A 25,260-nucleotide genomic window follows, 5' to 3' on the forward strand; every position below is an offset into this window, starting at 1 on the left:
TTGGCCATGTTTAACAGTTGACATAGATCAGATCTGGGTCATGCTTATAAGTCTGTAATCAAGCCCCTTTGACAGATCCTTTTCTATGCGTATTTCGGTATAATGTTCAGGAAGTATCTCTTCTACAAGATTAGCCCATTCGACAAGACTTATCCCGTTCCCATAGAAGCAGTCTTCATAGCCTATCTCATCCATTTCAGAGACATCACCAATCCTGTATACATCAAAATGATAAAAGGGAATCCTTCCATCTTCGTAAACCTGTAGTATAGTGAATGTCGGGCTGTTAACAGGTCCCTCTATGCCAAGGCCTTTGGCTACTCCCTGTGTAAAAACTGTCTTACCTACTCCAAGATCACCGATCAATGTATACACTTGACCAGGCTGGGCATTTTCTCCTATTCTTTTTCCAAACTCAAATGTTTCCTCAGAAGAATGGGTCTCTATTGTTGTTGTATTCATACACACCTTCTATTTTGGGCATTTAATAATGCATAGATTCTTTTTCTCAGATAAAAGAATCTATGGTTTATTTTTATGCAATTATATCTTCTTTTATTGTAATTTTCTTTAGCTTTTTAAGTCAAGTTGAGTTAATATGTATCTATGGGCAAAAGAGTACATACTATCGATTCAATAAGGGGCATTACCCTCATAAGCATGATACTGTACCACCTTTGCTGGGATCTTGTATATATTGCAGGAATCCGGCTTGATTTTTATATGTCTTATAAACGTTTTTTGTGGCAGCAAAGCATATGCTGGTCATTTATCCTTATATCCGGTTTTTGCGTAGCTATCTCCAACCATCCTATCAAAAGAGGACTGATCGTATCCTTGTGCGGCCTTGTCATTACAGCTGCAACTTATATCGTCGTCCCTGAGAATATAGTAATATTTGGAGTATTAACCCTCCATGGAAGTGCCATGATAATATCAGGCCTTCTGCTTCCTGTCCTCGAAAAGATACATCCCGGTGTTTTGCTGATATTCTCGGCATTTTGTTTTACCATAACAAGAAGCATCTCTTACGGTTATATCGGTTTCCCGGGTGCTAATGTTATAAAGCTTCCAGAAGAATATTATGCCAATTATCTGACTGCTTTTTTAGGTTTTCCCTTCAAAGGCTTTTATTCAACCGACTATTTCGCTATCATTCCATGGATTTTTTTGTTTTGGTGCGGATTTGCTTTATGCCGTCTTTTAAAAAGGCCTAAAAAAGGAACGCTCCTTCTAAAGCGTCCCTTTTATATTCGTATCCCAGGTATTTCATTTATTGGAAAACACTCGCTTATAATATATATGCTGCACCAGCCGGTATTGTACGCACTGGTAATGCTGTTCGTACCTGGGGCTGCATGATGCATTTCTATGTCCCTTTACAGGATGTAATGAGGACATGTCCAGAAATGCATGGATGCATTTCTATGTCCCTTATTCATAAATAAAACAATCAAATGAGATCTTGGTCTCATCGCATACTCTTGCAAAGATGTTAACGCTACGGTTCATAACATGTGTGATCTTGTCATCATCAGCTGTTACAATAAGGCCCTTAAGATCTTCTGTAAACTCAGCTTCTCCAAAGCCTGTGATCTTCTTCATCTCTTCCATAGCCTTGTCAGCCTGCTCCTGTGTAACTGCCTTTGATAAATTATATTTTCTTTTCATGTAAAAACCTCTTTTCTTTCTTAATTTTAATCGGGATATAGTGTATTAGGATTTTCCTAAAACATACGCTTTTATTCGCTACAAAATTATAAACGTTTTGATCAAATATCTCAAGTCAAAAAGCTCTCATTACCACTTTCCCATCTCTCACCTATTCTTTTACTGTTATGCATATTTCTTTTCACATCATACATACGCTCATCTGCAAGAAGATATACATCATTAGGATCAGCTACTATATTAGTATCGCCTATCGCTTTTTCCATTTTTTCAAGTTCTGACCTATATGCATAGCCTGCTGCAACACTTCTTCTGTAAGCGCCATTTTGAATATTGAGCGCATTCAGTTTTTCTGTAAGGTTGTAAATATATCCTTCCGTATCTTTAATATCAGTGTTTTCAAGTACTACTACGAATTCATCACCACCTATTCTCGCCATAAAAGTATCCATAGGAAAACTCTCTTCCATGGCCCTTGCAAATTCCCTGATATAAGAGTCTCCAAATGCATGTCCCAGACGGTCATTAACATCTTTTAGTCCGTTTAGATCCAGAGAGATAATGCAATAGTCAGATTCTGTGGTAGAGAGTTCTTTCATGCGTTTAGTCCACATGGATCTGTTGGGAACATTGGTAAGGCCATCTGCATATGCAAGACGTGAAAGCGACTCATTCTCCTGCCTTTGGGCATACATCTCCGTTATGTACAAAAAGTAATTAAGAAGATATATATAGATATACATCATTATGCCCATAGTAAGCATATTATCAACGACAAAACTGCGCTTGAATATCTGGGTCACATAATGGATACGGAACATCATATGAACCATTATGGATATACCAAAGATCAATAATCCAAGTTCCTGGGACATGACTGACTTTGGCATTTCATGCTTTCTGGAATCATCTATAATAATCTTAACTACGATGATAAAAGCAATAAAGCTTATAATATAATAAGCCTTAAGAGTCATATTCATATGAACCACTCCAACAAAGTGGAATATTATAAAAAGAACTGATATGGCATCAAGTACTGAGACGGCTACTGTATAATATATATTTCTAAAGTGATTTCCTATAGTTCCAAAAATAATTGAACATAAAGGAACAATCAGGAACAAAGCCACATGTTCCATAGTTGTAAGATAGGTAGGATCAACTATAAGCTGCGCTATCCCCAGATAACAAGTAAGCCAGATTCCCAGATCCAAGAAAAGGATTGAAGAAAACAACTGGCTCAGTATATTGGGAACAGCTGAGCAAAACAACAGTGTTATAAAAACAAAGCATATTCCAAATACTAAAAGAAAAAATGAACACGCCATAGAAAACAGTCTGGCTCTTATATAATTTTGCTGGATATCATGGTAAGAGCCAATTAGTGGCTCTTCAAAAACAGAATACGCTCCTTCTTCTGAAATAAAAAGTTTTATCTTAAGTCTGCCTCCTTCAAGCTGACTTGGGATATTAATAAAATGATATCCAACTCCAATATACTTGTGCTCTTCAAAACGATCTAACCATTTTGAATATAAACGGCCTCTATCTCCTAGCACTTCTACCCCACTATACTGTGATTTTAATAAAACTGTAGGCAAAATGCAGGATTCTATATCCGGAACCTCACAAGACATTGTTACAACGTCCCTTGTATGTAGGCTTTTTAATATACTTGATACTTCTTCTATTGATGCATTATCAATATGAACCTTAGCTGTATCAACAGACCATGGTCCTTTCAGTTCTTGTATCTGCCCTTCTGCTTTAAAAGGCAGTATATATGAGATACTTATTATGACAATCATAAAAGTAATAATACTTATTGATATGAAAAAAATTCTTCTCTTCATAAGCTTTCCCTTTCCTTATGATGAATTTTCTTCATCTCATACATTTTTTTATCTGCTTCCATATAAACATTTCTTGGATTTTTATTTCTGCCATTTTTACATATCGCATAACCATATGAGAAAGACAGCTCGAATTCTGTCTGTTTGCTATTACATCTGTCAACTTCCTCAACAAGTCTGTTCATAGCACTGCGGCATAAGGATTCGGAACCTTTTTTGTATATAGCTATAAACTCATCTCCGCCCATCCTGCCAAGAAGATCAGCATCATTTAACGCTTCCTTAAGAGCATCTGAGAACACCTTGAGAAGTTTATCCCCCATCTGATGGCCCATGGTATCATTGACGGTTTTAAGTTTATCAACATCAATACTGATTATAGAAAAGCCTTCCCGGTTCTTTTTTCCAAGAGAAGCAATTTCAAGTTCGCATCTGGCTCTGTTACTTAAACCTGTCAGATCATCCGTGTATGCAAGGCCCTTTAGATGCTTTGCACTATTCTCAACGCTGATATGCTCTATAGAAAGGAAGAAATAATTAAGGAGTATAGACAGCACAAAACATAATGATCCTATTATGAAAAAGTTAATATTACTATGTCTTTCAAAATTAGTGCCAAAATCTCTTCGTATAATATAAAGGGATATATCTACAATAACGCAGATAAGGAATATGATTACACCGATCAGAAATACCAGCGAGGATATAGTACTCTTACTCTGAACAACTCCAAGTACTATATCTTCCTCATCATCCTTCTTTTTATTTATGCTGACTATGCTCATAATAAGTCTTACTATAAAAAGAACAGCCTCAGATATTCCAACAAAATGAAGAATCGACAGATAATTACAGATATGATTTATGTTGAGAAGATGCATTGTAACTGTATAAGCAATTATAAGTACATCAAGTACTGCAACAAGATAAAATACCCAGTTTCTAAAATATGAATTGGATGCTATCAAAAAGACAATAATAGATAACGGAATGCAAAATAGAGCTATATATTCAATAAATGTATAGAATTCATCAGCATCTGCTATGAACAGATACAGATCATTAAACGAAAGTATATATGTTCCTATGTCAAAAGATATGTTGGCCGCAAAAATAAGGGCAATATTGCCATTATGATATACAAACAGATACAAGGATGTAATAAACATTGCAAGCCCAAATATGCACAAAAACGTACCTATGAGTAAGGGAAGTCTTTTACTTTCAAGAATTGTTCTGTACGTATCTTCTACATTGCCATAATAAATTGGGGCAAATCCGGAAAATGAATATACTTCATTGGGCATAAGTACGATCGTAACTTCTCTTCCCGGATAATTATCAGGAAGAGGAACCACATTATAGTGCTTAGGACACATGTGTCCCTTCTCCAAGATGTCTTTGGCATAGGTATATATAAGTTCTCCGTCCAAATATACTTCTACGCTGCAATAATATGTCCTAAAGATAAGCGCTCCTGAAGGAATCCGCTTAGAAGGCAGCGTGCAGTTCATAGTAACAGGCTTATAATTACCTGCTATTCCTATATCGGCTTTTGTCAAAGCTATATTCTTAAAAGAAGCTCCGGTATTCTCATTGATCACATCCCAGCCATCAACTAATTCCTGAACTCCATACTGTTTTTTGGTATTAAAAAAAGGGCTGTCAAAAGCTACTAACAGCATGATAATTAAGAACATAAGAATTGGTATAAGCCAAAGCCTTTTAAGGCTAAATTCGTAATTGTCCATTAATGCTCCTGCTATTTCTTCCTTTCTGTATTTATCGTCATTATATGATTAAATTATAACTATCTATGTACTATATTTATTGGCTGTATGATATGATATATGTAACAATATTTCGTTTGAGAGGAGACGTATATGCACGTATTCCAGCCAATCAGTATAGAAGATGTCATGCAGGGACCATTTACATTTAAAAAAGATAATATGATGCTCATATCCGCAGGTGCAAACGGCAGAGAAAATGCTACTACTGCCTCCTGGGGTAGTATTGGATTCCTATGGGACAGACATATAGCAACTGTATATCTTCGTGAGGAAAGGTATACAAGAGAACTCATAGAAGCATCCGAATACTTTGCACTGAGTTTCCTTGACCTTAAAGATTATAAACGAGAAGTCAAATTTATGGGAATGGTCTCCGGCAGAAATGAAGACAAAATAAAAGGCGCGCGTCTTAATATAAATCACGATGAAGATACACAAGTTCCTTTTATTGACGAAGCTTCTAATGTCATCATATGCAGAAAGCTCCTTAGCCAGAAACTCGAGCCGGATTCTATATGCGATAAATCACTTATTGATGAACAGTACCAAAAAGGCGGGTACCACACCATGTTCATAGGCGAAATAGAGAAGATAATGATACGATAAGAATAAGTTTTAGTTAATATAGATAATAAAAGGCACCTGCATTTCGCAAGTGCCTTTTATTATAGGAAAATATATAGGAATACTTTTATGGGAAGTCTGTTTTACTTAATAGCACCATCTACCATACCCTGTACGATCTGCTTCTGACCGATAAGGAATACGATGATCATAGGTATGATCGCAAGAAGAGCTGCTGTAAGGATCATACTCCAATCCTTAACATATGATCCAACGAATGCCTGTACTGCTACAGGAAGAGTCTTAACTTCACCATTAAGTCCAAGCATAAGTGAAGGAAGAAGGAAGTCGTTCCAGATCCACATACCGTTAAGGATAGTTACTGTCATAATAACAGGCTTAAGCATCGGGAATACGATTCTGAAGAAAACCTGTTCAGGAAGACATCCATCTATATAGGCAGCCTCTTCAAGCTCAAAAGGAATACCCTTGATGAAACCGTTGAGGATGAACACTGTCATAGCTCCGCCGAAACCACAGTATGCAAAGATGATGCCATGAATTGATGAAAGCATCTGAATATTGATGAATTTACCAACATCGCGAAATGTTGAAATAAGCGGAAGCATAACAACCTGGAAAGGTATGATCATGGATGCGATGAATATAAAATATATTATATTAGCCCATGCTTTCTTGTTGTTACGGCAGATGACCCAGGCAGCCATACCACCAAACATAGCCAGAAGAACAAGTGATACTACTGTAATGATCGCAGATGTACCAAATGCATTCCAGAACTTGAAGTGGTCGTTGTTAACTACGCCGTCAAGATTTGAAAGGAACTGATCAAATGAAGCACCTTTGAACCCGATCGGGTCTTCAGCAATTGCTGTATTGTACTTAAATGAATTGATCACAACGATGAAGAAGGGGAATAAAACATATGCTGCTATTGCAACAGCTATAATGAACTCTATTATCAGGGTAGATTTTTTTGGCTCTCTATTCATTACATTTCCACCTCCTTCTTATTGGATATTCTAACCTGGAGAATTGATACTGTAGCAAGTATTATGAAGAACAATACCGCTTTAGCCTGTCCAAGTGAGTAGCTTCTGTCATTGATAGCTGTTGTATAGATATTAAGTGCTATCATCTCTGTACCATTAGAAAGATACTTGCCCATGAAACTAGCTATGGATCCTTTACCACCTGTAAGAGCAAGGTTTACATCAAACTGCTTGAATGCAGACGTAAGTGTAAGGAAAGTACAGATAGTGATTGTAGATGCAATCATAGGTATCTTGATCTTGAAAAGTGTCTGAAGGGCTCCTGCTCCGTCAATAGCAGATGCTTCCAGAACATCTCTTGGAACTGTTGTAAGACCTGTGATATAGATGAGCATGATATAACCTGCATACTGCCAGATATATACGATTATGATAGCCATGAATGCTGTATTGGAATTAGCAAGCCATGACCACTGCTGGTTCAAAAGATCTGTAACAACGTTTGCAAATATGAACTGCCATATATAACCAAGTACGATACCACCTATAAGGTTAGGAAGGAAATATGAAGCTCTGAAAAATCCAAGTCCTTTGATCTTGGTTGTACACAAAAGTGCAAGCAAAAATCCAACCAGATTAACAAGGATCATGTTAAATATAACAAAAAGGAATGTTAATATGATAGACCAGATAAAAGCCGGCTGATTAAACATTTTACTATAGTTTGCAAAGCCAACAAATTCTGTCATTTTGATTCCATTCCAGTCAGTAAATGAGTAATAGATACCCAGAAGAAGCGGAATGATAACTGTTACCGCAAATGTGAAAAGAAGCGGGAACAGGAACAATATATTAATTATAGTTCTGTGATGTTTAAGTGTCGGAAAAAAGTATAGTCCTGCTATTATAAGAATTGCGCCTACAACGAGAAGTGTACCCCTTGCATCATTCTTTACTTTAAAAATATCCATGTAAAGCGATGCTACGAACATAACGATTCCTGCTATAAGACATACGAAAGATGTAATCCTTCTTACAGGTGAGAGTATATTCATACTTTCTATGACCTCCTTGGTTCAATGGTATAAAAATCATCGTTTTACGCTTTATTACCCAATAAAATTCTTCAATGAAGTTATTAAATAATAAGTTTCAGTCACCCTTTATTATGTAATAAGGCCCAAAACGAGATGCGTAAAACAACCCCCGAAATAATCCCAGATTTAAAGCTTCCCACATCAGATCATATAGAAAAATGTGATCTGACACTTTATTTTAAAATGGGACGGCGCAGTCTAAGCGCCGCCCACTTTACACAAGCAATAACTTGCGATGATCCTCTTTCAAGGAAATAGATGCTTATTCAGCATAATAGTCAGTGATAACCTGACCGATTGTTGTAACGAATCCGCTCTCATCAATAGCACCCTTAGCATAGTCAGCGAATACCTGACATGTACGGTTCTCAAGACCTGACTTCTTAAGGAATGTGTGCCATCCTGATGTCTTACCAGCCTGCATATAGCTGATAACAGATGCTGCGAATGGATCTGAAGGCTCATACTTGCAATCATCAAATGGGCTGATGAAACCAGCATCATTTACAAGTATGTTCTGAGCAGAATCGCCTGCACACCAGTTAAGGAATGCCTTAGCTGCTTCTACGTTACCTTCTGAGTATACTGCCCAGTAAGATGAAGGACCTGCAATGATTGTATCCATACCATCTTCGAATGCATAAGGAGCAAAGCCTACCTTGAATCCGGAGTAGTTCTCGTTAGCTGTAAGAGATGCACCGATCCATGAACCCTGAGTAACGAATGCATACTTACCTGCTGCGAAGTTACCAACCTGATTATCATATGTTCCGTCAACAAGAAGTTCAGGATCTGAATACTTGTTGAACATTCCGATGAACTTGGCAAAGCTTGTCATACGAGCCTCATCGATCTTACCACCATCATTGAGCATATCGATGTATGTTGTATCATCTGCCTTGAGACCTGAATCAAGGTACTGTGCGAAGATGTGTGTACCTGTTGACCATCCAAGGTTGTTAGGCTCTGCGCAATATCCGATAACAGCTGTAAGACCAAGTTCGTCCTTCTTGCTGTCAATTGTAGCAAAAGCTTCTTCGTAAGCTGAAGGGCTTGTAAGAGATGCAGGATCTACGCCAGCCTTCTCAAGAACATCAGCGTTGTAAGCGACAGCTGTAGCCTCAACCATGTAAGGATAGCCGATTGTTCCCATCTTCTCATCAACATACTCATACTGAGTATTGTCACACCAAGCTTCTCCTGAAAGATCTGCAAGGTAACCATCCCAATCTGCGAACTGGTTGGTCTCTGATACGAAGATGTCAGGCATGTTACCAGCCTGGAAGTACCCCTTAAGAGCGTCAGATGCTGATGTATCGCCACCGATTGATTCGATCTGGATCTCATTGCCTGTTTCTTCCTTGTACTTAGCTGCAAGAGCCTGGAGCTGAGTATCAACCTCAGGTTTACCATTTACAAGACGGATCGCATCATAAGATCCTGTAGCTGATGCATCAGATGAACCACCCTCATTGTTCTGAGCATTGCCACCATTTGTGTCAGATGAGCTGCAGGCTGTCATGGCAACTGCCATTGTACCTACAAGCAGTGTTGCAAGTAATTTTCTTTTCATAAGAAATCCTCCTTTATGTTTGGCATAATCACGAACGATAACGTTTCATTATCGCGTTTTTATGCTAGTTCATATAATAATGCTACCACTCTCACTAATTATGTACAAGTTTTTAGTGAATTTTCGTTTGTTTTTCGTTATATTCACCATTATAGTTTTGAGTTATTATCTAGTAGTTTATGTTTTTGCGTTATTCCGTTACCACTTCGTATTCCATTGTTTCAAAATCAGCTTTAAGCTTCGCTGTATGACCATTTCCAGTCCAGCTCATTTCAAGAGTTGAACCGTTACACTTATAATCAAACTTAGAATCAAAACCAAATGCCGGGAATGTGTTACGAAGTTTCAAAAGTTCAAGCTGCCCTTTTACTACTGGTTGTTCAAGTTTTTGCGCTATCTCTGAAGGCATGATATTGGTTCTGTTGATCTCCTTGTGCCCGCCTGCTCCTGAACGTTTTACAGCTTCCATATCATTCTTGCCAGCAAAAAGGTCAAGATACCATACCTGTGGCTTACCCGGCATGAACATCTGGATAGCTCTTGCCATGAGCATCTTCTTGTCATCTTCACCAAGCGCGCTGTAATATGTAGCATTAACCTGATAGTACATATTCTTCTTGCCATGAAGATCCTTAACAAGACCGCCTCTTCCTACTACAGTATCTATAAGATTCTGAATTTCTTCATCGCTTAAGATACCTTTAAGATCAAGAAGCGGAATTCCATCGTGACATCCCAGCATATTGACTGTACGGATCTTATCTGTGTAGAGCTCATTAGCCCAGTTCATAAGAGTTGTTGCATCTTTTTTCTCAATAGCATCTATTAAAAGTCCCGGAAGGAAGAAGTCATATGTCATGTAGCCCATGTCTGCTACTTTCTTATATGTCTTCTCTCCGTAGCTTGCATGAATCTCCGGAAGAAGTCTTACTCCATATTTATCTGCAAGCTTTCTGACTTTAGCAAGTACATCCCATGTGTCAGGCTCATTGAGGAAGTTCTTCTTACCAGGCTCCTTAGGTGCATATGCAAATGCATCAAGGCGGACGATCTTAGCACCATACTCAGAAAGAGTCTTGAGTGTATTTTCATAATGTTCCCATACAAGGTCTGACTTGATATTAAGATCCATCTGACCAAGATATTTACGATTAGATTCAAGAAGATCTATAGCATCATCACGATATTTCTCAAAGCCTGTAAAATCAATCTCTGAAGGCTTCTTGCCATTATCAAGTTCTGTATTGATGCGCTCTGAAAGCTTCTGTGCTGTAAGATACTGCATATTCATCTTGGACAGAAGATCTATAGCATCAAATCTTGGATACTTAACTTCCTGATAAAATGTATTCCAGTAAGGAACATCTCTTCCGTCAGGCATTCTGACCATAAGTATCGGAAGTCCGGGTTTTCTGAAGAACATATCTTTTATAAGTTCTTCTCTTGGCTGAACATAACCATCCTTGGTCATATCTCCGCAACCGTCCCAGAACTTGTTCCAGTTAATGAAAAAGTCTGCATATTTGGACTTCTCACCATTTTTTAAAAGGTCCTGAAACTGAGGTGAAAGGACTGATGCATGATTAAGAATGAAATCAAGCTTTAAGTCAACTCCAAGCTTCTTGATTCTTTCAATGTCTTCTTTTGAACCAAGCTCTTCATTTATGTTGTAATCAATTACAGAAAAACCTCTATCAAGGTCTGTATTGAAAATACTCGGAAGGATATAGAAGGACTGGAATACATCCTTAAGTTCAGGCTTTTCAAGAAATGAAACTATATCGCCAAGTGTTCCGCCTATACTATCGGGATAGGCATTAAGCATTGGTCCGTTATCTGTATATTTATTATTCATACCTGCACCTCTCAAAACTGGCTATCCATAATCGCTGAATACTGCTCGAATGTTATGAGCTCTGCATCCTTGGAAATGATGATCTTAGCTTTATGTGCCTGTGAGTGGAGCTCTCTTTGCTCTATATTAAGAACAAGTGTTGTAAATGCGCTGTCGACCTTGCCGTCTCTTGCACGGGATCTTCTGTGAGCAAGTGTTTCTGAAGGTGTGCTGTTAAGAAGAACAGGAATATCTACTCCATCGATATAATCGCTGTTACCATGTGTCCACTCGATAATAAGAACCTTCTTGTCAGTAAAATCAACATCTTCATACCAAAGAGCGCTCTCATCTCTTCCCATGCGGCGAAGTGTAAGTGTATCTGCACCATCCTTGAATGCTCTTATTATGGTGCTGACTTCGTCATAGTCTGTTTCGTTTGGTGTTCCAAGATATCCTGCAAGAGCCTTGCTGCCTGCATCTATATATGATTTAAACCATGCATATTCATTGACATGCTCAGCATTTGCATCATCATCTGCCTGCTGCCATTTCTGGACGATAGCAAAGTTCTCGGCATTCATATATCCTGCATCAGCCATACCCCTTACACCGGCTTCTCTGAATATATGAAGACGCTCAGCATCATTATATTTAGGAATTCTGTGTGGATAGTTATCACCGGAAAGAGTATAACTTCCAATTCCGGCTGCATTTAAATAGAAACTTAATAAAGAAGCAATCTCAGATTTTCCTACTCCTGAGCCTCCGCAAACTGCTATAACACATCTTCCGTACTCATTGGAATCTGCTGCCTTGGCAATTAGCTTTACAAGCTCCGGAAAAATAATCTCTGCTTTGGTAATATGACCATCTTCGATTTCAATCTTATCTCCCGGCATATCACCATGTGGGATGTTCTTGTCTTCCGGAACTGTTACCTTGTTCCACGGAAGAATAGAAAGAACCTTTTCACCATATCCGGACTGTTTGGTTACTCTGTTATAAGTTTCGTTCATTTCATGATTCCTTTCAGGCCTTACCCAAGGCCATTTCAACACTGTCTTGTTTGTATGATCAGTGCTATACCCTTTTGGAATGAAACGTTTCATTCTCTTCTCTAAAAAAACATGCTTTGATTCTTCTTTTTATTCGAATCCCCCTTAGCACATTTACACAATAGCAAAATGACTTTCCAAAGTAAAGCTGTAATATTGTACAAATTTCTAATATTTTTTTGGCATTATTGTCTGATTGTTAGTAATTATCCGCAATGTTATCATTTATTAGTAACACTAAAACGTTTCAATATTAGTATATAAGCGCATTTTAAGATTTGGAGAAAGTATATGGCTACTATTAAAGATGTTGCCAAAGATGCGGGTGTATCTTTAGGTACAGTTTCTAAAGTTATAAATGGTATACACGTAAGTGATGAATATAGGCAGAGAGTCGAAGCTTCAATCAAAAAGCTTCATTATCAGCTCAATCCCAATGCGCATGGATTAAAAGCCCAACAGACCAATGATATTCTGGTCATAGTGCCGACGCTTCAAAATGCTCTTTTCCCACCCATGATAGATACTATAGAAAAAGAGCTTAATAAACGCGGAAAGCGAATGCTTATCTGCATTTCAAGGAATGATTCAAGTAAGATCGATTCATATATATCCATGGCTGCAAATTCAAGAGTAGATGGAATATTCGGCGTAACCTATTCTAAAATAGTTGATCCTGAAAGGCTCAATATTCCTATGGTTGCATTCGACAGACATTTCGGAGGCAAGATTCCTTGTATATCCTGTGACAATGAAGCAGGCGGTTATCTTGCTGCCAAGACTTTATATGAAAAAGGATGCAGGAACATCCTGTGTTTCTGGGCAGGAACAGATTATGAAAGTGAGCCTACCAAGCGTATAACAGGTTTTAACAGATTCTGCAGTGAAAAAGGTGTAAACCATAATGTACTTAGTTTTATGGACTATAATATGGCCGACACAGGATTCATGTACCCTTCAAAGTCGTACAAAAAACTCATCCACAGCTATCTCACACCATCTGATGGTGATCAGAAATTTGCTTACGATGGAATCTTTGCTTCATCTGATCATCTGGCCCATCTTATATGTGATGAACTTAGGAAGATGGGGCTTAGTGTTCCTAAAGATGTACAGGTGATAGGTTTTGACGGCATGCCTGATTTTATTACAGGCGAGCCTATAGTATCTTCTATAAGACAGCCTATTGATAAAATAGCCAAAACAGGTATCGAAATGCTTCTTAAGATGATCAAGGGCCAGGAGGTTTCAAGTGTTACAGATCTTCCCGTAACTTTCGTCGATGGTGGAACTACCTTATAATGAATGCTTCCATATATTGAACCACATCCTTTAATGTGCTAAAATGTACGACAAAATGAAGGTTTCAATTAATTAGGAATGACTTTTATGAGCGATTTGGCCGAAACTAATAAAGCCGTCCTTGAGATAATGATCTATGATGATGATATGACAGATTTAAATCTGCATCACAAACTCATCACCAAATATCTCGATGAACGCGATTTTGACTACAATGTAACAGATATTACAAGCCAGGATGATTATTCCGAGTATCTTAAAAATAAGAAACCCGATATCATCCTTCTTGATATACTTATGCCCACTCAAAATGGCATCGAAGCAGCCAGGAAACTTCGTGAGGTTTCCAAGATGAGTCAAATCATCTTCATGACAGGAAGCGACTCATTTGCTGCAGAAGCTTTTGAGGTTGAGGCTCTTTCTTATCTTAAAAAACCTGTCAAGTACGATAGTCTTGTTCATGTTATGGACAAGGCTGTACAGCGTATCAATTATTCCCGTTCTATAACTGTAAATAGTGAACGTATTCAGACCAAGATATTCCTTAGTGACATCATATATATCGAAACTCAGGGTCGTAAGATAGTCATCCATACTATGAAGGGTGATGTGTCTACTTATATGGCTCTATCTGCTGTTCAGGAGAAGCTTCCTACTAACAGTTTTGTTCAGGTGTCCAGGTTTGAGATCGTTGCAATCCCGAGGATCAATTATATCAATGGTAACGTTATAACTATGCGCGGCGGTTCAGAACTAAGGATAAGTCCCAAGCTCAAAGAAAAAGTATTTGAAGCATACGAATTGTACAGAGCCAATCATTACAACTGATTAAGTGTGCTGACATGTTCATCTTTGATCAAATTCAGTGCTACGATAATGCATTAGTTTATTACGAATAAATTGACGAATATTATAACAACAAGCCATCTAGAAGGGAGAACTGCCATGTCATGGGAAGCAAACGTCCGCAAGGTCGTTCCTTACACTCCGGGTGAACAACCCAAAGAAGCCAATATCATCAAGTTAAATACCAACGAATGTCCTTATCCACCCGCTCCGGAAGTAAGAGAACTTCTTTCTTCTATGAAATATGAAAACTTCAGACTCTATCCTGATCCATGTGCGTCAAAGCTTGTAGATGCAATAAGCGATCATTACAAAGTTCCTTCTAATCAGATATTCGTAGGAGTAGGATCAGATGACGTTATCTCAATGGCCTTTCTGACATTCTTTAACTCAGATAAGCCTATATTATTCCCGGATATCACTTATTCTTTTTATGATGTATGGGCAGATCTGTACCACATTCCATATAAGAGATGTCCTCTTGATGACAACTTCCGCATAGTTAAGGAGGATTACCTGAAAGAAAATGGTGGTATTATTTTCCCAAATCCTAATGCACCAACAGGTGTTCTGGAAGATGTGTCCATGATCGAGGATATAATCTCTCATAACCGGGAATCTGTTGTGATCATTGATGAAGCCTATATCGATTTTGGTGGCAAGAGTGTTCTTCCATTAATAGACAAATATGACAACCTTCTTGTGGTTCAGACATTCTCCAAATCAAGGGCTATGGCGGGAATGAGAATAGGATTTGCATTTGGATCCAAAAAGCTGATAAAATACCTAAATGATGCCAAGTTTTCTTTTAACTCATATACGATGAATATGCCATCGCTTGAGCTGGGAGCTGCATCAGTAAGAGATGATGAATACTTTAAAAAGACCTGCCATATGATCATGGAGACCAGAAGACGTGTCAAATGTGAGCTTAAATCTCTGGGATTTTCATTCCCTGATTCTCAGGCCAATTTTATTTTTGCAAAGCATGAGAATATTTCGGGGCAGTCACTTTTCTGCGCACTTAAGGCTGCCGGAATCTATGTAAGACACTGGAATGCGCCAAGGATTGAAGACTATCTGAGAATCTCCATTGGAACAGATGAGCAGATGGACAGACTTATCGCCTTTTTAAAGGATTATCTTAAATAACTCGCATGCTTTAGGTGTGATGCTTAGATCACAGCTATATCCAAGATAATCGGATAATCGCACCATGGTATGACAAAATTTACAGGAGATTTAGATTTAAAATGGGTCAAGCAATTGTAGAAATGTTTCAGAATGCCCCGATGTGGGTAATGTACCTTGTTATTTTCATAGTATCAATGCTACCTCTTATAGAGCTTAGAGGAGCCATCCCGATTGCATATCTGTTCGATGCAGTGCTTGCAAAATCAGGATTGTCACTGAATATGCCGCTTGCTTACATACTGATAATCCTTGGAAATATGCTCCCTGTACCTTTTATCTTCTTCTTTGCAAGAAAGGTTCTTGAATGGGGCGCAGATAAACCGGTGATCGGCAAGTTCTTCACTTTCTGTCTGGAAAAAGGACATAAGGGAGGCGAAAAGCTTAAAGCAAAAACCGGTAATGGTCTACTCGTTGCACTTCTTCTTTTCGTTGGTATTCCTGTTCCCGGAACAGGCGCCTGGACAGGAACACTTGCAGCAAGTATTCTTGATATGGACTTCAAGTCAAGTGTTATCGCTGTAATCCTCGGTGTTCTTCTTGCAGGTATCATCATGAGTGTTGTAAGCTTACTTGGAGTTGCTTTGATATAAGCAAACTTCATGAGTACTTGTCAAAGATTATGAGAGTCAGTCAAAAGAGGCTGACTCTTTTTTATGTATTAACTCAAGCTTCGCATCTACTAAACATATGCACCCTTTAAGGTAAGGCGAAGTTTCAGGCATTAAATCATAGTGCTTCAAACCCCTGTTTTTTCAGGAAACCTAAATGCCAGTGTACTTACTCATTTATTCCACTCATTTGCTTTCCTTACATACTCATCAGAAAGTTCCTGATTGCCCATGAGTTTATAACACTTTGAAAGTGATAAGAGCGGTCTGTCTCCTCCTGCTCGTATATCCAGCATTGGAGTCTGCTCGTATACGGCATTATAAAACCATAGGCTTGCTTCTGACGGATCCCCGTTATCAAGGTAGTAATCCCCAAGTTCACAGCACATCTCGCTGGCACAGCCGGAAGATACTTCTTTAAGAGCAAACTTCATAAGCTTACTTACATCTCCTGAAATCCTTGCGCTCTTTGCAAGGATCAAACAGGCTTTCCTTATGTCTTCAACGCTTGCATTTTCACTTTCTGTAACCGCTATCATAAACTCTTCTGCTGCCTTTAGATCTTCTGTCGTTCCCGCCATATAGAGTTCTCTGGCATAAAAATCCAGTAATTTGGATGAGACTACATATCCGTTATCAATCGCCTTTCTGAATATGGCAAGATCACGGGAAGCATGATCTTCTGACTGCATGTGCTGAATTTCAATGTCTGAATCAAATACTAAAGGCTCAGTTCTTATCTGTTCGTGAATAGGATTTTCCCAAATAAATGTTCTTAAACGTCTGAAAAGCTTAGGTCTTAACTCTCTGTCAAAATTGTATACACTTCTGCCCTTTCCACTGGTCTGCCCGCAGTAGTACATCTGTACTATGTCTATCGAAGGCTCATCATCAGAGATGTCCATAACCTCCTTTAGCTTTTTGAACTGTTCTATGTCTTTTTTATTTAGCACTTCATCTGCATCTGCGCTGTAGATATAATCACAGGTCGCCTTGGAAAAGGCATAGTTCCTTGCTGCAGCAAAATCATCTATCCACTTAAAATTATAAACGCTTGCTCCATATGACTTTGCAATCTCTATTGTCTTATCGGTAGAACCAGTATCGACTATGATCATTTCATCCATAAGATCTTTAAGGCAGTCAAGGCACCTTCTAAGATTCTTCTCTTCATCTCTGACTATCATGCATAAACTAAATGTAACCATGATCATCCTTTCTGACCATTTATTAAGATCTGGAAAATAGGACTGTTTAGGAATTGCCTTTTCGTTATATAATGAGGTAGGTGTCAAAAGTTCCTTTTGACACCATATGACTACCGGATTGTTCCGTTTCTTCGAAACTCTCACAATCCTCAAACATTCACAAATCCGCACTACGTGCTACTTTGCTCATGTTTGGCGGGTCATAAATTCATATTCGATTTCGAGCAAGCTCGAATCGAAATGACTTTTGACCCTTACGTCATATAATGACGTATGGATCAAAAAACAATTCAATAAGATAAATCCCTGACAAAGTAAGTGACATCAATTTGAACCATTAACTGCTTACTTTGCTTAAGGCATGAGGTTAGTAATGATATACTTTTTAAATACATATAATAAAAGCCGACATACATTTTCACATCTATTATCGGCTTTACTTCTTGTAACAATAACCCTTTCAGGATGCAAGTATAGCTCAGACACAGTTACATCCTCCGGCCAGGCTGATACTGCTTCAGAGGATGATATAACAAAATCAGGAACAAAAGTTTCTAATAATGATACTTACGAAGAAGCTGATAATACTACTATATTAAATAATGGAGAGCCTTTTGACGGATCAGTTATCCTTAATGATAATTTCGACGGATCAGACTATATAAGAATGTCGGAGCTTGTAGAAGGTTCTTCTGTTTCTAATTCAATTAATATATATCCAACCTTGTCAGTTCCCACGGATATCACTTTTATAGATGGGAATTATTATATCGTAGACTGCTATCACTCACAGATAATCTACAATGATGATCTTACATCTCCTCTTACAGACTGGTCTGTACTTACAGACAATGCTTCAAGTGGATATTCTCTGGGGCATACCATTGTATCTGACGGTTCTGTAATGCTTGCTGATGACACAGAGAATAACCGGGTTCTTGTCTTTGAAAAAAGAAATGATGGATATACTCTTACACAGATTTTTAATGAAATTGGTAATAAGCCCCACTATATTGTCTACAACAAGGATACAGATGCATTCTACTGCTGGAGTTCTTATTCAGGCGAGATGTATATATTCAGGCACAAAGAAAATGACACTCGTATGTATCTTACAAATGTCATTACTATACAAAGACTAAGTGATACTTATGTCAGGTCATTTACAATTAATGATGGGGATCTGTATTTTGTATCAGGACTTCCTGCAGACGGTAGCAGTAACTATGCATCGCAGATCTTAAAATACGATCTTTATTCTTTTTCCAGAAAGGATAGTTATAATGTCCCTGACAATATAGCCGGTATGGTTCAGCTGGAGCATATAGGTGACATGTTCTACATAACTGTATCAACGGATATATATGGAAATCAGGACGCTGCCACTATGATCTGTGCTCCTTCTATTGAGGATATATCAAGCGGCAACTACGAAACTGTCTATGACAAGTACTTTGTAGGCGGCGGAACTCCATACTACATGGGACTGATCAATGATACATGGTATCTTACAGAGCATAGACTTACAGACCATGCTATATGGAGTTTTGATACAGATACTTCGGGACATATAACATCATCTACAGCTATTTATTAAGTATTGCCGTAAGGCGGCTTACCGTATCCGTGTACGCTTTCATAAGCTCATCATTGTGAGCTTTGATATATCCAAAGTCTCCGGCCTTAGCTGCATCATCAAGTTCTTTGGCTTTGTCTCCAAGAGGGACAAGGCCTATTGTGTAACACAGGTTCTTAAGTGCATGTGTGTTGATATGATATGAATCTATATCTTCTTGTATAAAAGCCTCATTGACTGCACTTCCTCTGTCATCTTCAATAAAATCCTGCACTGTCTCCACATAGATTTCTTCATCATCTGCGCAGTATGAAAGCGCTGTTTCTATGTCTGTTCCTTCTATTTCTTTTATCTGAGATATTATTTTGTTTATGTCCATGTATAACCTCTTTTGCTATTACTGCACCATCCAAGTGGAGTGTTTTAGTTACTGATCAATACTACTTAGGTAATTATATAGCTATGCAGTATTTTTTTCATTACCGTTCAATGCTTTTTTAAACAAGGAATATAGAAATATATATTAGGCTAATTTATTATAATTGTAGTAGGGGTTTTTATTATATTTCGATTGTTATGCCATCTGCACGGCAGATGGCATATACGTCAGGAGAATGCGCATGAGAAGGAAGAACGAACCTCCTGCTCAGGAGATGAAAAATCAGGAAATGGCAGTTTATTCTTACATTGATTCGTTAACGGGATTGATTAATAGAGCAAGTGGGGAACAGCAGATCGACAATATTTTAAAAAGCGACGATCCGTCTGGTGCTCTTCTAATGATCGATATTGATCATTTCAAATGCGTTAATGACACTTATGGTCATGCCATGGGTGATAGTATTCTTAAGCGCTTTGCTGAAATACTTAAGAGTTTTGTCAGATACGGTGATGTTCTGATGAGGCTCGGAGGAGATGAATTTATTATATTTTACCGTAATTTTACGGATCCCGATTCTCTTTCTGAAAGAAGCCGCAGGATTATCGAGAAGGTTGAATATCTTCTTAGCGACATGGTTGATGAAAGGATGGGTCAGACTATTTCAGCTTCCATAGGCATTGCTATTTCGGGTATAAATGGCGATGACCTGAAAACTCTTATGGGCCATGCGGACAAAGCCCTTTATTATGTAAAGCAGCATACCAAGCATGGTTTCCTCATCTATGAGGATGGTGTTAGCAGTATCCATGAAGTTTCTAAACATCATGGAATTGTTAACATCTCTTCCATCAGGTCTATGATAGATGAGGATGGATTCGACAGAGGTGCTTATCTTGTAGATTATGCATCCTTCAAGAGTCTGTATAGATTCCTTACACGTAATCTAAAGAGAATAGACACTGATTATCAGTTGGTTCTTTTTACTCTTTCTATAAGCAGAAATACACCAAGCATCAGTATCATAAACTTAGAGCGTCAGCTCGGGCGTCTCATAGGTCATACACTCAGGGTAGGTGATGTTGCCGCCCAGTATGGCAGAAACCAGTATCTGGTGCTCTTGTCGGGAACTAACACTGACAATGGCAAGATTGCTGCAGAACGTGTTATGAAGAACTGGTTTGATGAATTCAGTAAGATCTGCACACTGTCTTATGAGATTGAAGATCTAGATGTTGAAGAACCCGAGCTCCAGATTTGATCGTCAAAAAAGATATAAGCCGAAATGAACCGGTCGATGCACCAGTCATTTCGGCTTTTTTATTTATTCTTAACTTATACTTCCTGTATCACAGTAACTTTGTCCTTGGGAAGGTACTGCATGATCATAAGTTCAAGCTTCTCCCCTTTTACGGGTTTTGGAAGATAATCTTTAAATCCAATTTCAAGATATTCTTCTCTCATACCTGTCATAACATTGGCAGTGAGCATGATAACAGGAGTATCCTTATTAAGACTATCAGGAAGATCTTGCATCTCTTTGAAGGTCTCAACTCCGTCCTTTACAGGCATGAGATGATCCATGAAGATAATGTCATATTTGAATCTACTTATCAGCTGCAAAGCTTCATCACCGCTTTGAGCTGTATCAACCTGAATGCGAGAAGGCTCTATAAGTTTCTTAAAGAGCTTTAGGTTAACCTTAGTATCATCTACTACTAATAATCTTGCATCCGGAGCTTCAAAAAGATGATATCTTTCTCTGATACTTGCTTTTCCTCTGTTATCAACGCTCAATTTACCGATAGGCCTTGAATCTGCAATCTTCTGGGGGAAAAATGCTGTGAAAACAGATCCGCTTCCATATGTGCTCTCTACTTCTATATCTCCGCCCATAGCTTTACAGATATCACGGCTAAGTGGCATGCCTAGACCGGTTCCTTCTACCTTGGCATTCCTGGTCATTTCAGCACGGCCGAATTTTTCAAACACCTTATTTATATCTTCTTTTTTTATACCTATTCCTGTGTCGATCACTCTGACTATGAGATTCGCTCTGGAGTCTTCATTATAACAGGCAACCTTCATGGTAACACTGCCTTCGTCGGTGTATTTAACAGCATTGGTCAGCATGTTGACTATGACCTGTCTGATACGGACCATGTCTCCTATAAGGCTTCCAGGGACATTCTCATTGCATTCAAGATAGAACTTAAGATTCTTTTTCTCTGCTCTGTCGCGTATTATATTACAACTGTCTTGTATAAGTGAAGCTACATCATATTTTTCTTCAATAAGTTCCATATTGCCGGACTCGATCCTGGACAGATCTAAAATATCATTTATAAGCGACAAGAGCGTATTGCCTGACATAATTGCTGACTCTGCGCAGGATTTGAGCTCAGGATCCTTTTCATTTCTATATATTATCTCATTCATTCCCAGAACTGCATTGATAGGTGTCCTTATCTCATGGCTCATAGATATGATGAAATTATCCTTGGCTTTAGTTGCGCTTTGAGCTATATCGCGCTGTTTTTCTGCTTCAATTCTGTATTTGTTCGAGATATTTTTTTCATTTTCAGCATCTCTTCTGGCCTTGTCAAGACTGTTCATCGTCTCCATGAGCTTTCGATAATCAGGCGTCTCTAACAGAAACAGAACTCCAAGTGCGCCAAATGCTACAAACAACTCATCAAGCATATAATTAACAAGTATAAAACTTCTTAATGCAACTCCTCCAATTACAAATGAATAGAAAAAGACCATGATATGTATTTCGAGAATAGATAATACCAGATTGCCAAGTGCCACAAGCACAAGTGAGTACAAAGTCATACAAACCGGCATTGCAAACATTATGAAGAAAAAAGGTCCATGTGTGTATCCGTTTTGATGATCAAAATCATTAAAAAATCCATAGAAAAGATTAAATGACATAGTAATGCCGGCTACAAAAACCAGAATCTTTGAAGGTATCATCTTGGACTTATAGTCATGATTACCTGTACGAAGATCGATAAGACTTGCTATATACGAGCAGATATAATATGCCATCATTATCTGACACATGTAATAGATAAAATAATTAATTTTACATACAATGATAGGGAACGTACTTGCGTTGCTGATGCAAAGAGCATTGAGCATATCAAATACTGCTGTAAGAAATGAACAAACAATAAATCTTCTATACTTCTGATTCTCAGGAGTTTCTGAATAACGCACCTTCATGACAGTATATATAAAGGCAAGAAGAAATGCGCCTACAAGATCAAGATCAATATTATAATCCATGAGAAGTTTTGTGCCTGACATCGGGCCTCCTTAAAGATGATCACATATTATTTTGACACACACCTCATTATGTAACCCCAAAATAAAAATCTCAGCGAAAGATGACTCCTTCGCTGAGTTAAATATAGCATTATGATAGTTTTTAGGCAAATAGTATTGGCTTTATTCTATTTGACCATGTACAGATAAGCATCATCAATTGTACCCCAGCCGCCAGGAGCTGTTTTTACGGAAATTGTTACTGTAAGCTCATCTCCTTCTTCTACTTCCAGCGTATCTGTTGTAGGATTGGTCCATTCAAGCCATCCAGTTACTGTAGTATCTGCCGTTACTGATGTGCCCTTTGTGTTATTGGTTATAGTGATCGTAATCTCCTGGTCATCTCCGGCATCTCCTCCCTGGATCATCATAGATGCTGTATAATTGCCGGACTTTGCTGCAATATAGTTCTGTGATGCTGTGAACATAACTTCAGCTTCAGACCAGAAATGAAGTCCATACTCTCCTCGAAATACATCCTCAGAATCTACCCAGGCACCGTTTCCGGAAAACTCCCAGCCGCTATCGTCTCCTGTTTCAAAATCGCTGTTAATAAGAAGACTGTCCGGGAGTACATTGACTTTAATGATGACTCTTGACGTATTATTCTCATCCTGCGACAGGATATCTGTAACTGTACCAAATACTTTGTATTCACCAAATTCTGAAATGTCAGAGCAGTCATCCCATTCTACAGGAAGATCAAGTCTTGCACCGCCTGTATATTCTCCTTTGACGGTGGAAGGAAGATATGATGCGATATCTTCTCCAAGGCTTACTGTTACTCCGGCAGGTGTTATCGCGCCTTCAAATTCCATTCCTTCTATCTCATTACCTGTATATACATATTCAAATGTTTTTAAAGAATCAAGAGGATATCCTGCAAAGTCAAAAAGTGCCTGATTGTCCCATGAGCTTCCTCCGTAATACTTTCCTGCATCATCAGGATCATAACCTCCTGCATAGCTTGAAGCCCAGCCTGATCCATATTTTTCCCAGGCAATGGTATTTTCTTTCAATATCTGCTCTGCATTGTCTGTAGTATCTGCATATACGTTAACAGGTATCCATGCAGGTTCCCAGTAGAACATTCCAATTCCGGCTTCGCCTACATCGGCTACTGCTTTTATAACGTTTCTTATCACTTCACTTTGTCCTTGGACTGAGATCGAGTACTCACTATCATCATCATTACTTCCCTTGGCAACTGTATTACCTGATCCGTCTCCGTCATCCAGTGTGTAAGCCCATGAAGTCTCGGCAACCATGACTTTTTTATCATAAGTATCAGCAACGTTTTTAAGAGTTTGTGTAAGATTATCAAGCGTTCCATGCCAATACGGATAATATGATGTTGCAAATACGTCATAGTCAACATCCTCATCAGACAGCATTTTAGCTATTTCCATATAATCACGCTGAGGATTGGAATAGTGAACCGCAACATAAGCATCAGGTATCACTTCACGTACAGCTCTGCTTCCCGCGCTATACAGTCTGCATTTTTCATGATTCGATGTGACACCTGCCATTCCGGGATCTGTCTCATTACCAATAGCTACAAGTCCAACATCTATTCCTGCATCTTTAAGCTTTTGGAGACTTTCTTTGGTATAGTCATAAAGTGCTGTTTCTCTTTCTGATATGCTCATGCCATCCCATGCTTTTGGCGACATCTGTTTATTGGGATCTGCCCAAAAATCAGAATAGTGAAAATCTATATACACTTTCATGCCCGCATTTGTAGCATATTGTCCCATAACAACAGCCCTGTCTATATCACAGTTACCGCCGCCATAACCATTGCCATCTTCATCGTAAGGATCATTCCAGACCCGGATTCTTATATAATTGACTCCGCTATCACTTAATAGATCAAAGAATCCCTGGCTATCAATATCATTCCCATCATAATCTTTGAATACCACACCGCTTTCTTCTTCAGAAAGATATGAAGATATATCTACTCCGCGCATAAAATCATCAGACAATCCGTCAATCTTCTGTACATATACCCTACTGTCCTTGTAGCTGTTACCATCTGTATCTACAGTTTTAAGTTCTATAGCCTTGGAATCGTCCACATGTTCCTCCTTGCCTTCTGCCGTATTCTCGGCTGTATCTGATACCGTAGCTGTATCAAAAGCACCAACACCAGAAGTTTCAATATCAGCAGTCCCTGAAGCTTCACCGGTGCTTACACTGGCATTTTGATCATCACTTTGTGACATAGCACCACATCCAGACACAGATAATGATAAGCAAACAGCCATAGATACTGACGTTGTCCTTATCAGATTTTTACTGAACTTATTTTTCATTAGAGCCCCCTTGCCGGTCTTATATACCTTA

21 protein-coding genes are annotated in these 25,260 nt (G+C 38.5%); 8 read left to right on the forward strand and 13 right to left on the reverse strand.

From position 1 onward, the window contains the following. Positions 1–27: 27 nt before the first annotated feature. On the reverse strand, positions 28–462 hold the full coding sequence (gene tsaE, locus I7804_RS00180) for a tRNA (adenosine(37)-N6)-threonylcarbamoyltransferase complex ATPase subunit type 1 TsaE (protein ID WP_022754181.1): 435 nt from the start codon (positions 460–462) through the stop codon (positions 28–30). Between the two features lie 144 nt (positions 463–606). Between tsaE and I7804_RS00185 the strand changes: the two genes are divergently transcribed. Next, positions 607–1,362, forward strand: a complete 756-nt coding sequence (locus tag I7804_RS00185; RefSeq protein ID WP_248404334.1) for a heparan-alpha-glucosaminide N-acetyltransferase — start codon at positions 607–609, stop codon at positions 1,360–1,362. A 72-nt stretch (positions 1,363–1,434) separates the two neighbouring features. Here I7804_RS00185 and I7804_RS00190 read toward each other — a convergent pair whose 3' ends face one another. From I7804_RS00190 to I7804_RS00200, 3 genes are all read right to left on the reverse strand, one after another. Beyond that, entirely contained in the window at positions 1,435–1,671 is a 237-nt protein-coding gene (locus I7804_RS00190; RefSeq protein WP_027203195.1) for a hypothetical protein, read from the reverse strand. A gap of 110 nt (positions 1,672–1,781) precedes the next feature. Then, a complete protein-coding gene (locus I7804_RS00195) occupies positions 1,782–3,527 on the reverse strand; it encodes a sensor domain-containing diguanylate cyclase (protein ID WP_248404335.1) in 1,746 nt (581 codons plus the stop codon). Continuing rightward, positions 3,524–5,278, reverse strand: coding sequence for a GGDEF domain-containing protein (locus I7804_RS00200; RefSeq protein ID WP_248404336.1), 1,755 nt, complete (start codon positions 5,276–5,278; stop codon positions 3,524–3,526). Before I7804_RS00200 ends, I7804_RS00195 begins: the two co-directional genes overlap by 4 nt. Positions 5,279–5,410: 132 nt before the next feature. Here I7804_RS00200 and I7804_RS00205 point away from each other — a divergent pair, with 132 nt between their 5' ends. Continuing rightward, entirely contained in the window at positions 5,411–5,926 is a 516-nt protein-coding gene (locus tag I7804_RS00205; protein ID WP_022754176.1) for a flavin reductase family protein, read from the forward strand. A 101-nt stretch (positions 5,927–6,027) separates the two neighbouring features. On the opposite strand, the gene I7804_RS00210 is transcribed toward I7804_RS00205, so the two are convergent. From I7804_RS00210 to I7804_RS00230, 5 genes are all read right to left on the reverse strand, one after another. Continuing rightward, the gene (locus I7804_RS00210) at positions 6,028–6,897 is read right to left on the reverse strand and encodes a carbohydrate ABC transporter permease (protein ID WP_022754175.1); all 870 of its coding nucleotides are present in this window, start codon (positions 6,895–6,897) and stop codon (positions 6,028–6,030) included. Further along, positions 6,897–7,952 (reverse strand): carbohydrate ABC transporter permease, encoded by a 1,056-nt coding sequence (locus I7804_RS00215; RefSeq protein WP_022754174.1) that lies wholly within the window; start codon positions 7,950–7,952, stop codon positions 6,897–6,899. Before I7804_RS00215 ends, I7804_RS00210 begins: the two co-directional genes overlap by 1 nt. 304 nt (positions 7,953–8,256) lie before the next feature. After that, on the reverse strand, positions 8,257–9,567 hold the full coding sequence (locus I7804_RS00220; RefSeq protein WP_027203199.1) for an ABC transporter substrate-binding protein: 1,311 nt from the start codon (positions 9,565–9,567) through the stop codon (positions 8,257–8,259). A gap of 190 nt (positions 9,568–9,757) precedes the next feature. Further along, positions 9,758–11,422, reverse strand: a complete 1,665-nt coding sequence (locus I7804_RS00225) for an alpha-amylase family glycosyl hydrolase (protein WP_022754172.1) — start codon at positions 11,420–11,422, stop codon at positions 9,758–9,760. A gap of 11 nt (positions 11,423–11,433) precedes the next feature. Beyond that, complete coding sequence (locus I7804_RS00230) at positions 11,434–12,420, reverse strand: adenylyl-sulfate kinase (RefSeq protein WP_248404337.1); 987 nt, start codon at positions 12,418–12,420, stop codon at positions 11,434–11,436. A gap of 330 nt (positions 12,421–12,750) precedes the next feature. On the opposite strand from I7804_RS00230, the gene I7804_RS00235 reads away from it, so the two are divergent. The 4 genes from I7804_RS00235 (at position 12,751) to I7804_RS00250 (ending at position 16,391) form a co-directional block, all read left to right on the forward strand. After that, entirely contained in the window at positions 12,751–13,761 is a 1,011-nt protein-coding gene (locus I7804_RS00235) for a LacI family DNA-binding transcriptional regulator (protein ID WP_248404338.1), read from the forward strand. A gap of 87 nt (positions 13,762–13,848) precedes the next feature. After that, complete coding sequence (locus I7804_RS00240) at positions 13,849–14,589, forward strand: LytR/AlgR family response regulator transcription factor (RefSeq protein ID WP_192575549.1); 741 nt, start codon at positions 13,849–13,851, stop codon at positions 14,587–14,589. Positions 14,590–14,706: 117 nt separating this feature from the next. Beyond that, on the forward strand, positions 14,707–15,759 hold the full coding sequence (gene hisC, locus I7804_RS00245) for a histidinol-phosphate transaminase (RefSeq protein ID WP_248404339.1): 1,053 nt from the start codon (positions 14,707–14,709) through the stop codon (positions 15,757–15,759). Between the two features lie 140 nt (positions 15,760–15,899). Continuing rightward, on the forward strand, positions 15,900–16,391 hold the full coding sequence (locus I7804_RS00250; protein ID WP_248405923.1) for a COG2426 family protein: 492 nt from the start codon (positions 15,900–15,902) through the stop codon (positions 16,389–16,391). A 191-nt stretch (positions 16,392–16,582) separates the two neighbouring features. Here I7804_RS00250 and I7804_RS00255 read toward each other — a convergent pair whose 3' ends face one another. After that, positions 16,583–17,617, reverse strand: a complete 1,035-nt coding sequence (locus tag I7804_RS00255; protein WP_248404340.1) for a glycosyltransferase family 2 protein — start codon at positions 17,615–17,617, stop codon at positions 16,583–16,585. Between the two features lie 361 nt (positions 17,618–17,978). Between I7804_RS00255 and I7804_RS00260 the strand changes: the two genes are divergently transcribed. Then, the gene (locus tag I7804_RS00260) at positions 17,979–19,214 is read left to right on the forward strand and encodes a hypothetical protein (RefSeq protein WP_248404341.1); all 1,236 of its coding nucleotides are present in this window, start codon (positions 17,979–17,981) and stop codon (positions 19,212–19,214) included. On the opposite strand, the gene I7804_RS00265 is transcribed toward I7804_RS00260, so the two are convergent. Continuing rightward, complete coding sequence (locus I7804_RS00265; protein ID WP_110072710.1) at positions 19,204–19,572, reverse strand: Hpt domain-containing protein; 369 nt, start codon at positions 19,570–19,572, stop codon at positions 19,204–19,206. The two genes, I7804_RS00260 and I7804_RS00265, sit on opposite strands and share 11 nt — an antisense overlap. 241 nt (positions 19,573–19,813) lie before the next feature. Here I7804_RS00265 and I7804_RS00270 point away from each other — a divergent pair, with 241 nt between their 5' ends. Continuing rightward, positions 19,814–20,833 carry a diguanylate cyclase domain-containing protein gene (locus I7804_RS00270; RefSeq protein WP_248404342.1) on the forward strand — a complete coding sequence of 340 codons (1,020 nt, stop codon included), beginning with the start codon at positions 19,814–19,816 and terminating at the stop codon, positions 20,831–20,833. Positions 20,834–20,907: 74 nt separating this feature from the next. On the opposite strand, the gene I7804_RS00275 is transcribed toward I7804_RS00270, so the two are convergent. Continuing rightward, positions 20,908–22,890, reverse strand: coding sequence for an ATP-binding protein (locus I7804_RS00275; protein ID WP_248404343.1), 1,983 nt, complete (start codon positions 22,888–22,890; stop codon positions 20,908–20,910). 146 nt (positions 22,891–23,036) lie between these two features. Continuing rightward, a complete protein-coding gene (locus tag I7804_RS00280) occupies positions 23,037–25,229 on the reverse strand; it encodes a glycosyl hydrolase 53 family protein (protein ID WP_248404344.1) in 2,193 nt (730 codons plus the stop codon). Positions 25,230–25,260: the final 31 nt, after the last annotated feature.

It is taken from the genome of Butyrivibrio fibrisolvens, assembly GCF_023206215.1.
Classification (GTDB): domain Bacteria; phylum Bacillota; class Clostridia; order Lachnospirales; family Lachnospiraceae; genus Butyrivibrio; species Butyrivibrio fibrisolvens_C.

Excerpts from the sequence above, each read along its gene's own strand:
- tsaE (WP_022754181.1), bottom strand. The coding sequence starts at position 462 with ATGAATACAACAACAATAGAGACCCATTCTTCTGAGGAAACATTTGAG.
- I7804_RS00185 (WP_248404334.1), top strand. The coding sequence starts at position 607 with ATGGGCAAAAGAGTACATACTATCGATTCAATAAGGGGCATTACCCTC.
- I7804_RS00190 (WP_027203195.1), bottom strand. The coding sequence starts at position 1,671 with ATGAAAAGAAAATATAATTTATCAAAGGCAGTTACACAGGAGCAGGCT.
- I7804_RS00195 (WP_248404335.1), bottom strand. The coding sequence starts at position 3,527 with ATGAAGAGAAGAATTTTTTTCATATCAATAAGTATTATTACTTTTATG.
- I7804_RS00200 (WP_248404336.1), bottom strand. The coding sequence starts at position 5,278 with ATGGACAATTACGAATTTAGCCTTAAAAGGCTTTGGCTTATACCAATT.
- I7804_RS00205 (WP_022754176.1), top strand. The coding sequence starts at position 5,411 with ATGCACGTATTCCAGCCAATCAGTATAGAAGATGTCATGCAGGGACCA.
- I7804_RS00210 (WP_022754175.1), bottom strand. The coding sequence starts at position 6,897 with ATGAATAGAGAGCCAAAAAAATCTACCCTGATAATAGAGTTCATTATA.
- I7804_RS00215 (WP_022754174.1), bottom strand. The coding sequence starts at position 7,952 with ATGAATATACTCTCACCTGTAAGAAGGATTACATCTTTCGTATGTCTT.
- I7804_RS00220 (WP_027203199.1), bottom strand. The coding sequence starts at position 9,567 with ATGAAAAGAAAATTACTTGCAACACTGCTTGTAGGTACAATGGCAGTT.
- I7804_RS00225 (WP_022754172.1), bottom strand. The coding sequence starts at position 11,422 with ATGAATAATAAATATACAGATAACGGACCAATGCTTAATGCCTATCCC.
- I7804_RS00230 (WP_248404337.1), bottom strand. The coding sequence starts at position 12,420 with ATGAACGAAACTTATAACAGAGTAACCAAACAGTCCGGATATGGTGAA.
- I7804_RS00235 (WP_248404338.1), top strand. The coding sequence starts at position 12,751 with ATGGCTACTATTAAAGATGTTGCCAAAGATGCGGGTGTATCTTTAGGT.
- I7804_RS00240 (WP_192575549.1), top strand. The coding sequence starts at position 13,849 with ATGAGCGATTTGGCCGAAACTAATAAAGCCGTCCTTGAGATAATGATC.
- hisC (WP_248404339.1), top strand. The coding sequence starts at position 14,707 with ATGTCATGGGAAGCAAACGTCCGCAAGGTCGTTCCTTACACTCCGGGT.
- I7804_RS00250 (WP_248405923.1), top strand. The coding sequence starts at position 15,900 with ATGTGGGTAATGTACCTTGTTATTTTCATAGTATCAATGCTACCTCTT.
- I7804_RS00255 (WP_248404340.1), bottom strand. The coding sequence starts at position 17,617 with ATGGTTACATTTAGTTTATGCATGATAGTCAGAGATGAAGAGAAGAAT.
- I7804_RS00260 (WP_248404341.1), top strand. The coding sequence starts at position 17,979 with ATGAGGTTAGTAATGATATACTTTTTAAATACATATAATAAAAGCCGA.
- I7804_RS00265 (WP_110072710.1), bottom strand. The coding sequence starts at position 19,572 with ATGGACATAAACAAAATAATATCTCAGATAAAAGAAATAGAAGGAACA.
- I7804_RS00270 (WP_248404342.1), top strand. The coding sequence starts at position 19,814 with ATGAGAAGGAAGAACGAACCTCCTGCTCAGGAGATGAAAAATCAGGAA.
- I7804_RS00275 (WP_248404343.1), bottom strand. The coding sequence starts at position 22,890 with ATGTCAGGCACAAAACTTCTCATGGATTATAATATTGATCTTGATCTT.
- I7804_RS00280 (WP_248404344.1), bottom strand. The coding sequence starts at position 25,229 with ATGAAAAATAAGTTCAGTAAAAATCTGATAAGGACAACGTCAGTATCT.